The organism is Micromonospora yasonensis (assembly GCF_026013475.1).
Taxonomy (GTDB): Bacteria; Actinomycetota; Actinomycetes; order Mycobacteriales; family Micromonosporaceae; genus Micromonospora; species Micromonospora yasonensis.
On record NZ_JAPDPH010000216.1, the window covers coordinates 1 to 12,026 of the forward strand.

The 12,026-nt window shown below is 75.2% G+C and carries 9 protein-coding genes; 2 read left to right on the top strand and 7 right to left on the bottom strand.

Features of this window, described 5'->3' with window-relative positions; all coding sequences use genetic code 11:
- Nucleotides 1-98 precede the first annotated feature (98 nt).
- Complete coding sequence (locus tag ONA70_RS29555; protein WP_265009775.1) at nucleotides 99-269, bottom strand: hypothetical protein; 171 nt, start codon at nucleotides 267-269, stop codon at nucleotides 99-101.
- Nucleotides 270-479: 210 nt separating this feature from the next.
- Here ONA70_RS29555 and ONA70_RS29560 point away from each other — a divergent pair, with 210 nt between their 5' ends.
- The gene (locus ONA70_RS29560) at nucleotides 480-1,169 is read left to right on the top strand and encodes a DUF4191 domain-containing protein (protein ID WP_265009776.1); all 690 of its coding nucleotides are present in this window, start codon (nucleotides 480-482) and stop codon (nucleotides 1,167-1,169) included.
- Between the two features lie 88 nt (nucleotides 1,170-1,257).
- Here the strand turns inward: ONA70_RS29560 and ONA70_RS29565 are convergent, their stop codons facing one another.
- Nucleotides 1,258-1,674, bottom strand: a complete 417-nt coding sequence (locus ONA70_RS29565; RefSeq protein ID WP_406601264.1) for an RDD family protein — start codon at nucleotides 1,672-1,674, stop codon at nucleotides 1,258-1,260.
- A gap of 292 nt (nucleotides 1,675-1,966) precedes the next feature.
- On the opposite strand from ONA70_RS29565, the gene glnA reads away from it, so the two are divergent.
- Nucleotides 1,967-3,391 (top strand): type I glutamate--ammonia ligase, encoded by a 1,425-nt coding sequence (glnA, locus tag ONA70_RS29570; protein ID WP_265009777.1) that lies wholly within the window; start codon nucleotides 1,967-1,969, stop codon nucleotides 3,389-3,391.
- 62 nt (nucleotides 3,392-3,453) lie between these two features.
- On the opposite strand, the gene mptB (ONA70_RS29575) is transcribed toward glnA, so the two are convergent.
- The 5 genes from mptB (ONA70_RS29575) to ONA70_RS29595 form a co-directional block, all read right to left on the bottom strand.
- The gene (mptB, locus tag ONA70_RS29575; RefSeq protein ID WP_265009778.1) at nucleotides 3,454-4,923 is read right to left on the bottom strand and encodes a polyprenol phosphomannose-dependent alpha 1,6 mannosyltransferase MptB; all 1,470 of its coding nucleotides are present in this window, start codon (nucleotides 4,921-4,923) and stop codon (nucleotides 3,454-3,456) included.
- A 12-nt stretch (nucleotides 4,924-4,935) separates the two neighbouring features.
- Nucleotides 4,936-6,351: a polyprenol phosphomannose-dependent alpha 1,6 mannosyltransferase MptB gene (gene mptB, locus ONA70_RS29580; RefSeq protein ID WP_265009779.1), complete on the bottom strand. Its 1,416-nt coding sequence runs from the start codon at nucleotides 6,349-6,351 to the stop codon at nucleotides 4,936-4,938.
- 62 nt (nucleotides 6,352-6,413) lie between these two features.
- Entirely contained in the window at nucleotides 6,414-8,063 is a 1,650-nt protein-coding gene (locus ONA70_RS29585) for a hypothetical protein (RefSeq protein ID WP_265009780.1), read from the bottom strand.
- Nucleotides 8,056-11,082 (bottom strand): bifunctional [glutamine synthetase] adenylyltransferase/[glutamine synthetase]-adenylyl-L-tyrosine phosphorylase, encoded by a 3,027-nt coding sequence (locus tag ONA70_RS29590; RefSeq protein WP_265009781.1) that lies wholly within the window; start codon nucleotides 11,080-11,082, stop codon nucleotides 8,056-8,058. The genes ONA70_RS29585 and ONA70_RS29590 overlap by 8 nt, the downstream gene beginning before the upstream one ends.
- 1 nt (nucleotide 11,083) lies before the next feature.
- The gene (locus tag ONA70_RS29595) at nucleotides 11,084-11,851 is read right to left on the bottom strand and encodes a type 1 glutamine amidotransferase (RefSeq protein ID WP_265009783.1); all 768 of its coding nucleotides are present in this window, start codon (nucleotides 11,849-11,851) and stop codon (nucleotides 11,084-11,086) included.
- Between the last annotated feature and the right edge of the window lie 175 nt (nucleotides 11,852-12,026).

Consider the following 12,026-nt stretch of genomic DNA (forward strand, 5'->3'; position numbering starts at 1 on the left):
AGATCGGAAGAGCGGGTCAGCCGGTACGGCGGTCGCCTCCCGGCCGGTCGGCGGCGGCGCGGGCTGCGCCGGTCGCACGGCCGGCTGGGCCAGCGTGGTCACCGGCGGCCGTCGACGACGCGGGCGGCGTGCTGCCGACGGCTGAGCCAGCCGCGCGGGTGCCGGCGGGGCAGCGACCGGGCGAGCCGGTCGCGGGCCGCGTCGGCCTGGAGTTCGGCGGCGTGGCTGCGGTGGATGGAGAGCATCAGGTCTGCGTCGTTGCCGAACATCTCGGTTTCCCCTGTCGTGTCGTTTTCGCTGTCGACACTGACTTTCCGCGCGAAGGTGGCCCCGGGGCATGGGTCCGCCGCCCGATCTTCGCCCGCGCCCCCTCCTTACTCCGGGGCCGCCGCGGGCCGGCGACGCCGTAAGGTACTCAGCCGCCGCCGGGTGGCAGCCACGGATCAACGCGTCGCGCAGCGACCACTAGACTCTGCGGTATGGCAAAGCCCCAGGAGAAGGTCTCGTTCGGCCAGCGGCTGAAGCAGATCGGGATGGTGTTCCGGTTCACCGCCAAGCAGGACCGGTGGTTCGCGCCGCTGGCCGCCGCGGCGGTGCTGATCCCGCTCGCGCTCACCGTGGTCGCGGTGCTCCTCGCGGGCTGGATCTGGCTGCCGATCGGCATCCTGTTCGCCCTGCTCGCCCTGCTGATCGTGCTCAACCTGCGGTCCAACAAGGCGATGATGAACGCCGCCGAGGGCCAGCCGGGCGCGGCGGCGCAGATCATGGAGAGCATGCGCGGCGACTGGCGGGTCACCCCGGCGGTCAGCTCGACCACGCAGATGGACATGGTGCACCTGGTGATCGGCCGCCCCGGCGTGATCCTGCTGGCCGAGGGCGACCCGCAGCGCGTCCGGAGCCTGCTCGGCCAGGAGAAGCGCCGGCTGGCCAAGGTGATCGGCTCCGCGCCCCTGCACGACTACGTGATCGGCCAGGGCGACGGCGAGCTGCCGATCCGCAAGCTGCGGATGACCCTGATGCGGCTGCCCCGCAGCCTCGCCCCCAAGGACGTCAACGCGCTCGACAAGCGGCTCAAGGCGCTCACCGCCCGCCCGCAGCTGCCCAAGGGCGCGATCCCGAAGAACATGCGGCCGCCGCGTGGCGCGTTCCGCCAGACCCGCGGTCGCTGACCCGAGTCGTACGCAGCAGGAGCCGGCCCCGCACGGGTCCGGCTCCTGCTGGTCTCTGCCCCGGCCGGCACCGGCGGCGCCGGTGCGGTCAGCGGGCGGGGCGGGGGGCGTCGACGATGACCGAGCCGGCGAGCCGGTCGTGCAGGCCGCGCCGGTGCTCGTCCATGATCAGAGCGGGCACCACCAGGGCGAGCAGGACACCGCGCAGCAGGGCCCGGACCACCCCGATCCGGCCCCCGTCGGCCCAGGACAGGCACCGGATCCTCGTGACGTACATGCCCGGGGTCTGGGCGAACAGGCCGAGGAAGAAGCCGTACTCGAGGATCAGCACCAGCACCGGGGCCCAGCCGTCCCGGGTCGGGTCGGCGAAGATGTTGGCGATCAGCAGGCAGAGCACCCAGTCGATGATCAGCGCGCCGAAGCGGCGGCCCAGGCTCGGGGGCGTGAAGGCACGGTCCGCGGCGGGCGGCACCGGCACGGCGGCGGTATCGGTCACAGCGGTCAAGGGTAGTCATGGGCGGATCCCCGACCGGAACGGCCGGGCTGGGCAGCGGTGCGGGTCACCGCCCGGACACGCCGGTTCGGCACCACGTGAAGAATCGGACCAAAGCCATCAATTAGCGGCACACCGTCACGGCGGGTATCGTCCGAACGGAGACCCGTAGGCGACTGAGCGGCACAGATGACGCTCCGCGAGGGACGTAACACGGCGGAAACAGAGGAGACACGGCCGGGCAACCGCGCGGCCATACCGTCGCCAGGAGCCAGCCACCGGAGTGGACCTGCCAGGAGGACGTGTGTTCGCCAATCCCGAGGAACTCCTGCGATACCTCAAGAACGAGGACGTTAAGTTCGTCGACGTACGTTTCTGTGACCTGCCCGGCGTGATGCAGCACTTCAATCTGCCGGTCGAGTCCTTCGACGACAGCGTCTTCACCGACGGCCTCGCCTTCGACGGTTCGTCGATCCGCGGCTTCCAGGCGATCCACGAGTCGGACATGCTCCTGCTCCCGGACGTCGCGACCGCCTTCATCGACCCGTTCCGCGCGCAGAAGACCCTCGCGCTGAACTTCTTCATCCACGACCCGTTCACCCGCGAGGCCTACTCGCGCGACCCGCGGAACGTGGCGAAGAAGGCCGAGGCGTACCTGGCGGCGAGCGGCATCGCCGACACCGCCTACTTCGGCGCCGAGGCGGAGTTCTACATCTTCGACTCGATCCGCCACGAGACCTCCGCGCACCGGTCGTTCTACTACATCGACTCCATCGAGGGCGCCTGGAACAGCGGCCGCGAGGAGGAGGGCGGCAACCGCGGCTACAAGACCGCGTACAAGGGCGGTTACTTCCCGGTGCCGCCGGTCGACCACTTCGCCGACCTGCGTGACAAGATCGTCCGTCGGCTGGTGGACAACGGCTTCACCGTGGAGCGGTCGCACCACGAGGTCGGCACCGCCGGCCAGTCGGAGATCAACTACCGGTTCTCCACCCTGCTGCACGCCGCCGACCAGCTCCAGCTCTTCAAGTACATCGTGAAGAACGAGGTCTGGGCGAACGGCAGGACGGCCACCTTCATGCCGAAGCCGCTCTTCGGCGACAACGGCTCCGGCATGCACACCCACCAGAGCCTCTGGCTGAACGGCGAGCCGCTGTTCTACGACGAGACCGGCTACGCCGGCCTGTCCGACACCGCCCGCTGGTACATCGGCGGCCTGCTGCACCACGCGCCGTCGCTGCTGGCCTTCACCAACCCGACGGTCAACTCCTACCGTCGGCTGGTGCCGGGCTTCGAGGCGCCGGTCAACCTGGTCTACTCGCAGCGCAACCGCTCCGCCTGCACCCGTATCCCGGTCACCGGCAGCAACCCGAAGGCCAAGCGGGTCGAGTTCCGGGTGCCGGACCCGTCCAGCAACCCGTACCTCGCCTTCGCGGCGATGATGATGGCCGGCCTGGACGGCATCAAGAACAAGATCGAGCCGCCGGCGCCGATCGACAAGGACCTCTACGACCTCCCGCCGGAGGAGTGGGGCGACGTCAAGCAGGTGCCGGGTTCGCTGCCGGAGGTGCTCGACGCGCTCGAGGCCGACCACGACTACCTGCTCGACGGCGGCGTCTTCACGCCGGACCTGATCTCCACCTGGGTGTCGTGGAAGCGGACCAACGAGGTCGACCCGGTGCGCCTGCGCCCGACCCCGCACGAGTTCGCCATGTACTTCGACTGCTGACCAGCCTCACCTGCACCGGCCGGGCCGGCTCCGCGACAGCGGGGCCGGCCCGGCCGTTCTCGTCAGCGGGCGCGTCGGGCCAACAGGGCGCGGGCCGCCCCGACGGCCACCAGCACGACCAGCGCGGTCATCAGGATCGCCCCCGGCGCCTTGGTGTACCGGGCCAGGTTGGTGCCGTCCGGCAGGACCAGCAACGACGCCACCGCGCAGGGCGCCACGAACCACACCGTCCGGGCCGGCGACCGGGTCGCCACCGCCAGCAGCGCCAGCGGCCAGACCGCGTACCAGGGGTGGAAGACCGGGGCCAGCAGCACCGTGGCGGCCAGCGCCAGGCCGGCGCCGGTCAGCGCCACCCGGGGCCGGGCCTCGTTCAGCCGGCGAAGCACCGCCCAGGCCCACCACCACAGCGCCACCAGCAGCGCCGCGAGCAGCACCAGGGCGACCACCCGGGCCACCGGCACGGCGTGCGGCTCCCGGCCGAGCAGGTTGCCGGCGTAGTCGACCACGAAGCCCACCGCGGTCGGCGGGGAGGTCCACTGCTCGGAGTCGCCGCTGTGCGCCAGGCCACCCACCCAGCCCAGCCCCAGCCCGGTGGCCAGGGAACAGGCCAGCAGCGCTGCCAGCACTCCCCCGGCCAGCCAGGCGGCGTCGCGCAGCAGCGCCCGCCAGGTGTACCGGCCCAGCACGGCGGCGAGCGCGGCGAACGGGAGCACCACCACGGCGACCGCCTTCACCGCCACCGCCAGGCCGAGCAGCACCCCGGCCACCACCAGCGCGCGTGGCCGGCCGGGCCGGCGCACCAGCACCAGCAGCCCGAACAGCACCAGGCCCAGCCCGATCGCGTCGTTGTGCGCGCCGGCCGCCAGGTGCACCCCGACCAGCGGGCAGGCCAGCGCCAGCCAGGCGGCCCGCCGGGTCGGCACGCCCGCGGCCCGGGCCAGCCCGGGCAGGCAGAGCGCGGCGAGCAGCAGCCCCGCCACGGCGATCACCCGCAGCAGCACGATCGCGCCGACCAGGCCGCCCCCGGCCAGCACCGCCAGGCCGGCCAGCAGGACGAAGAACGGCCCGTACGGGGCGGGAGTGTCCCGCCAGATCGGCGACACCGTGTCCGTCCACGGGCAGCCGGCCGCCGCCACCCCCACCCGGTACGGGTCGACGCCGTGCGTCCAGGACCAGCCCTGGCAGACGTACGAGTAGACGTCCCGGCTGCCGAACGGCGGCACGGCCAGCAGCGGCAGCAGCCACAGCCCGGCGGTCAGGTACGCCCACCGGGCCGACGGGGCACCCCAGCGCAACGACCACCAGCCGCCGACCAGCAGCAGCATGCCGGCCAGCCAGCAGCCGAGCACCCAGGGCCCGTGCGGGGCGCGCCAGAGGTCGACGAGGCGGTCGACGAGCGGGGCGTCGGGCAGCGCGCCGCCCAGCCAGCCGGCGACGGCCAGCAGCACCGTGCCGAGCAGGCCCGCGTACCGGGCCGTTGCGGCGGCGATGGGCCCGACCGGCCCGTCACGCACCGCGTCCGGCTCGGTCACCGGCACCTCTCCTCAGTCGGCTGCCGCTTCGGCGGGAACCGGCTTCCGGGCCGCCCGAGCCGACCGTACCAACCGGACCGTGACCACGATCACCAACAGCGTCATCAGCGGCGCGCCGGGCATCTTGGTCCATCGGGGCAGGCCGGTGCCGTCCGGCAGGATCAGGAACGACCCCACGACGGCGACCACCAGGTACCACTTCTCCCGCAGGGCGGCGGTCGCGGCGAGGACGGTCAGCGGCCAGATCCAGTACCAGGGATGCACCACCGGGGAGAGCGCCACGGTCAGGGCCAGCGCCAGCCCCGCGTGGTAGAGCGGGTCCCGGTTCCGGGCCCGCCACCAGAGCCAGACCAGCAGGACCGCCAGCAGCACCACGGCGATCCCTCGGGTCACCGGGAGCGCGTCGACGTGTGCGCCGAACAGCGCCGCGAGGTAGCCGACGGTCTGGCCGACCGCGGTCGGCGGGGAGGTCCAGGCGATCGCCACCCCACCCTGCGACAGCCCGCCCACCCAGCCGAAGTCCAGGCCGCCGCCGAAGGTCACCCCGACCACGACGGCCACCGCGCCACCGACCACCCACCCGCCGTCGCGCACCAGCGTCCGGATCCGGTACGGCCCGACCATCGCGGCCAGCGCGGCGAACGGCACCACGACCAGGGCGGTCACCTTGATCGCCACGGCCACGCCGAGCAGCGCGCCCCCGGCCAGCAGCGGGCCGGGCCGGCCCGGCCGGGAGGCCACCAGGGCCAGCCCGGCGGCCAGCGCCCCGACCATCAGCGCGTCGTTGTGCGGGCCGCCGATCAGGTGCATGGCGACCAGCGGGCAGGCCAGCGCCAGCCACACCGCCCGCTCGGCCGGCACGCCGCACCGCCGGGCCAGCACCGGCACCGCGTACGCGGTGAGCGCCACCCCGGCCAGGCTGAGCGCGCGGAACACCACGATGCTGGCGGTCAGCGAGCCGGTCGCCTTGACCACCGCGCCGGCGAGCACCACGAAGAGCGGCCCGTACGGCGCCGGGCTGTCCCGCCAGATGTACGAGACGGTGTCCAGCCACGGGCAGGGCAGCGCTGAGACGCCCTGCTCGTACGGGCTGATCCCGGCGGCGTAGCTGGCGCCCTGGCAGGCGTACGCGTAGACGTCCCGGCTGCCGAACGGCGGCGCGACCAGCATCGGCAGCAGCCAGAGCCCGGCGGTGACCAGCGCCCAGCGCACCGACGGCACCCGGTCGCGCAACGACCACCAGGCCCAGACCAGCAGCGCGGTACCGACCAGCCAGCTACCGAGGATCAGCGGCCCGTGCGGCCCCTGCCAGATGCCGACCGGGGTGGGGCGCAGGTTCCCGTGCGGGAACGCGCCGCCGAGGAAGGCGGCCAGGGCGAGCAGCAGCGAGCCCGCCAGGCCGGTCCAGCGCGAGAGGTGGTGAGACACCCCGCCATGCTGCCAGCCCCGCCCGCCGAGACCGACGGTGGGCACCGGACCGGGTGGTGTGTTCAGCAGTGCCTCGCCGGCGCCAGGCTGCTGGAGATCGCGTATTCACCTGGGGCACCGACCCGGACTTCGGTCCAGCCGTCCGGCCCCGGCCGCAGGCACCCGTCCGCGCCGGCGAGGGAGAGCCAGTGCGACCAGCGGACCCGGACCGGCACGTCGCCGGCCCGGTCCGCGGTGAACCGCACCCGGGCCTGGTCGGCGGCGACCAGCCGGCCCGGCGCGCCGACCAGCGGCGTCGGGTCGGCCACCGCGTACAGCCGCCAGTCCGCGTTGCGCCACACCTCGCGCAGGTACGGCTGGCCGGCCTCGATCAGGTCGGCCTCGGCGCGCCCCCACCGGTCGGGCGGGGCGTCGGGCGCGACCGCGACGTACTGGACCGCCTCCCGGCGCAGCCAGTCCGCGTACGCCTCGGGGGTCAGCCCGTCGGCGTAGAAGAGGGCGTTGCGGTCGGTGTCCACCTGGCGTTCCCAGCCACGGGCCAGCGGCACCGTCGGCGGCAGGTACGCCGACTCCCAGTGGTCGCGCAGCGGCACCACCTCGACCCGGCCGACGGGCTGCCGCCGGGCCAGCTCGTCGGCGAGCGGACGGTGGAACGACGCGGCGCTCTCCGCCGCGCCGGCGCGGGTCACATCGCTGACCATCACCGGGTTCTGCCACCAGACGGTGGCGGCGAGCAGGCCGGCCAGCCACGGGCCGGGCAGCGACGCGTACCCGGCGAGCACGGGCAGCGCGAAGAGCATCGGCAGGCGCAGCGCGTTGGAGCCGACCGGGCTTGGCAGGTAGAAGGCGGCGACCAGCAGCAACACGGTGAGCACCGCGCCGATCCGCAGCACCCGACGACGCCGGGGCACGACGGCGAAGACCAGCACGGCCAGCGCCGCGTTGAGCCGCATCGACTCGGCCGAGTACGGCTGAGTGCCGCCGTTGCCGAACAGCACCGCCATCGGCGCCAGCGCCAGCGCCGGCGCGAGGCAGAGGACCAGGCTCTCGGCGAGCGGGCGGTCCAACCGCCAGCCGCCCGGCAGCGACCGGCCCGGGCCGTCGCCCCGGCGCAGCCCGGCCAGCAGCAGCGCGGCACCGGCCAGGCCGGTGAACAGCCCGGCGACCGGGCTGGCCCAGGTGGCGGCCCCGGCGAGCAGGGCGGCCAGCGCCAGCCGCGCCGGCCGGCTCGGCCGTTCGGCGCCCACCGCGCAGATTGCGAGCAGCCCGAACGCCAGGCCGACGGCGAAGGTGATCCGGCCGCTGGCCAGGTTGCCGACCAGCACCACCGCGCCGAGCACCCCGGCCAGCGCCGGCCGGCGGGCCCGGTGCCGACGGAAGAGCCACCCCAGGGCCGCGGCACCGAGCACGGCGGCCAGGACGCCCAGCGGCCGTACCCCGAGCCAGGCGCCCAGCCGGGCGGTGAACAGGCTGTAGCCGTACTGGTTCACCCCGCCGTACCAGCCGACGTCGATCGGGGCGCCGCCGTGGCGGGCGACGAAGCCGGCCCGGGCGACCTGCGCGGCCAGGTCGGTGCCCATCGGCGGGGCCAGCAGGAAGGCCACGCCGAGCAGCAGCGCCACCGCCGGGGCGGCCACCCGGGCGGCCAGCGCTCGCCGATCGGTGCGCGGCTCGGCCGCGGACGGGGCACGGAGCGTGGACGCCTCAGGCACCGAAAACCCGTTCCATCGCCGTCCGGGAGCGGCGGGCGGTGCGCAGGTATTCATCGAGGAACTCGCCAGGGTCGTCCCGGCCGAGCAGGCGCACCACCCCGGCCAGCTCCACCCCGTGCCGGGGCAGCTGGTCCCCGGCCCGGCCACGGACCAGCATCAGCGCGTTGCGGACCTGCGCGGCGAGGGTCCAGCCGGCGGCCATCTCGGCCGCGTCCTCAGGGTCGACCAGGCCGGCGTCCCGGGCCGCCGCGAGGGCGTCGAGGGTACGCGTGCCGCGCAGCTCGGGCCGCCGGCCGCCGTGCCGGAGCTGGAGCAACTGCACCGCCCACTCGACGTCGGCAAGCCCGCCCCGGCCCAGCTTGGTGTGGGTGGCCGGGTCCGCGCCCCGGGGCAGCCGCTCGGTCTCCACCCGGGCCTTGATCCGGCGGATCTCCACCACCTGCTCGCGGGTCAGCCCGTCGGCCGGGTAGCGGACCGGGTCGGCCATCGCCTCGAACGCCGCGCCCAAGTCGGCGTCGCCGCAGACGAACCGGGCGCGCAGCAGCGCCTGCGCCTCCCACACCTTCGACCAGCGGGCGTAGTACTGGGCGTACGCGGCGAGGCTGCGCACCAGCGGGCCCTGCCGGCCCTCGGGGCGCAGGTCGGCGTCCACCCCGAGCGGCGGGTCGGGAGCCGGCGCGGAGAGCAGCCGGCGCAGCTCCTCGGCGATGGCGTGCGCGGCGGCGCTGGCCGCGCCCTCGTCCGCCCCGGGTGGCGGGTCGTAGACGAAGAGCACGTCGGCGTCGGAGAGGTAGTTCGACTCGTACCCGCCGAGCCGGCCCATGCCGATCACGGCGAAGCGCAGCCCGGGCGGCGCCGGCTGGGCGGCCCGGGCGGTCCGCAGCGCGGCGGCCAGCGTGGCGTCGGTGACGTCGGCCAGGGCGGTGCCGACCGCGCTCACGTCGACCAGCGTGGGCACCCGCTCGGCACCGGGCTCGGCGGAGCGGGGGGTGAGCGGGGCGAGCGCGCCCGCCCGGGTGAGCACGTCGGCGCAGGCCAACCGGACCAGCTCGCGGCGACGCAGGGCGCGGACGGCCCGGGTGGCCTCGACCGGGTCGTCGTGCCGGGCCGCCGCCGCGGCGAAGCCCTCGCCGAGCACCTCGCGCGGGCGCGGGGTGAGTTCGCTGTCCTCGGCCAGCAGCCGCAGCGCCTCCGGCTCGCGGGCCAGCAGGTCGGCCGCGTACCGGGAGGAGGAGAGCACCCGGGCCAGCCGCCGGGCCACCGGCCCGGAGTCGCGGAGCAGCCGCAGGTACCAGGGGGTGCTGCCGAGCTTGTCGGAGACCTGCCGGTAGTTGAGCAGCCCCCGGTCCGGCTCCGGCGCGTCGGCGAACTCGCTGAGCAGCACCGGCAGCAGGGTGCGTTGGATCGCGGCGGTGCGGCTCACCCCGCCGGTGAGGGCCTGGAGGTGGCGCAGCGCCCCGGCCGGGTCGGCGAAGCCGAGGATCTCCAGCCGGTGCCGGGCCGCCTCCGGGGTCAGCCGCAGCCCCTCGGCGGGGACCCGGGCCACCGCTTCCAGCAGCGGCCGGTAGAGCAGCTTGGCGTGCAGCCGGCGTACCTCGGCGGCGTGGGTGACCCACTCGGCGCGGAACTCCTCGACGGCGCTGCGGCCCGGGGTGGCCTGGTAGTCGAGCGCGGCGGCCAGCCAGCGCAGCGCGGCCGGCTCGGTCGGCACGGTGTGGGTGCGGCGCAGGCCCTGGAGTTGGAGCCGGTGCTCGACGCCGCGCAGGAAGCGGTAGCCGCGCAGCAGCGCCTCCCCGTCGGCGCGGCCGACGTAGCCGCCGGCAACCAGGGCACGCAGCGCCGGAATCGTGCCGGGCACCCGCAGCGACTCGTCGCCCCGGCCGTGCACGAGCTGGAGCAGTTGGACGGCGAACTCGATGTCGCGCAGCCCGCCCGGGCCGCGCTTGATCTCGCGTTCCAGCTCCTTCGGCGGGATGTTGTCGATGATCTTCCGGCGCATCGCCCGGACGTCCTCGACCGCCTCCGGCCGCTCGGCGGCGGTCCACACCAGGGGGGCGAGCTGGTCGATCCACTTCCGGGCCAGGTCCAGGTCGCCGGCCGCCGGGCGGGCCTTGAGCAGCGCCTGGAACTCCCAGGTCCGGGCCCAGCGCCGGTAGTAGGCCAGATGGCTGGCCAGGGTGCGCACCAGCGGCCCCCGGTTTCCCTCGGGGCGCAGCGCGGCGTCGACCGGCCAGGCGACCAGACCGCAGATGTGGATCAGCCGGGTGGCGACCAGGGTGGCCGCGCCCAGGTCGTCGTCCTCGGCGGCGACGAAGATCACGTCCACGTCCGAGACGTAGTTGAGCTCGTCACCGCCGCACTTGCCCATCGCCACCACGGCCAGCCGGGGCCGGGCCGTCCCCTCCGGCAGCTCGTCCACCGCGATGCGGTACGCGGCGGCCAGGGTGGCGTCGGCGAGCCCGGAGAGCGCCGCCATGGTCTGCTCCAGGCCACGCCCGCCGGTCAGGTCGGCCGCCGCGATCCGCAGCAGCGCCAGCCGGTACGCCTGCCGCAGCACCGGGATCGGGCCGGTGGCGGCGGTCATCCGGGCGGCGGCGGCCAGGTCCAGCCGGCCGTCGGCCGGCGGCGCGAGCCCGTCCGGGGCGGTGGCCAGCACCCGCCACTGGTCGGGGTTGGCCACCAGGTGGTCGCCGAGCGCCGACGAGGCGCCGAGCACCGCGACCAGTCGGCGGCGCAGCCCCGGGTCGTCGTGCAGGGCGGCCAGCACCTTCTCCTGCCCGTCCGCCCCGGCCGCCCGGCGTTCCGCCTCGACGAGGCGGTGCAGCTGACGCAGCGCCAGGTCCGGGTCGGCGGCCCGGGAGAGCGCGGCCAGCAGGTCGGCCCCACGCTCGTCGGCGGGCTCCTGGGCGTCCGGCCGCCACAGCCCCAGCCCGTCCGGTCCGAGCAGGTTGGCGGCGCGACCGCCGTCGCCCTCGGCGAAGCCGTACCGGGCGAGGCGTCCCCTGGTCGGTCGGGTCATGTCAGTGCCCGAGCAGCGGCAGGCTGCGGCGGGGGCTGTCGTCGTCCAGCTGGCCGAGGGCGAGCGCGGCGAACCGGATGGCGAACGGCTGCCAGACCTCCTCGACGTCGGCCATCACCCGGTCGCAGGCGGCGACCACCAGCTCCGGGTCGTAGCCCAGCTCGATGAGTTGGGCCGAGTCGCGGGCCCAGTCGGCGATCATGGCGGTGTCGCACTCGATGTGGAACTGCAGCCCCCAGGCCCGGTCGCCGATCCGGAACGCCTGGTGCGGGTAGCGGGTGGAGGCGGCGAGCAGGGTGGCCCCGTGCGGCAGCTCGGTGATCTCGTCGGAGTGCCACTGGAACACGTCCGGCATCAGCGGCACGTACCGGAAGAGCGGGTCGGTGTCGGCGGCGTCCCGCTTGCCGACCACGGTCGGCCCGATCTCGGGCCCGGACGGGCTCCGCTCGACCTGGCCGGCGTGTGCGGCGGCCAGCAGTTGCGCGCCGAGGCAGATCGCCAGGGTGGGGACCCGTTGCCGGACCGCCTTGCGCAGCAGCCTCTCCAGCGCCGGCAACCAGGGCGCGCTGGGGCTGCCGTCGGGCAGCGGGTACGCCCGCTGCTCGCCGCCGAGCACCACCAGCGCGGCGTACCCGTCGAGGTCGGCGGGGAGGTCGTCGCCGGCGTGCGGGCGCAGCACCCGCAGCTCGAGCCCTCCCTCGGTCAGCCACTCCCCCAGTCGGCGGAGGTCGTCGGTCGGGTCGTTCTCGATCACCAGCGCGGTCGCCACGACGTCGAGGCTATCCGGTACGCCCGACGCCGCCCGGTCCGGCTCGGCCCGGCGGCCCGGCAGCCCGGCCTGGCCGGCCGGCCCGCGGCCCGGTGAGCGGCAGGCGACCCAGCGGGCGGCGGGCGTCAGCACGACCCGGCGGGCGGCGCGCGGGCGACCCGCCCCGACGGGCGGC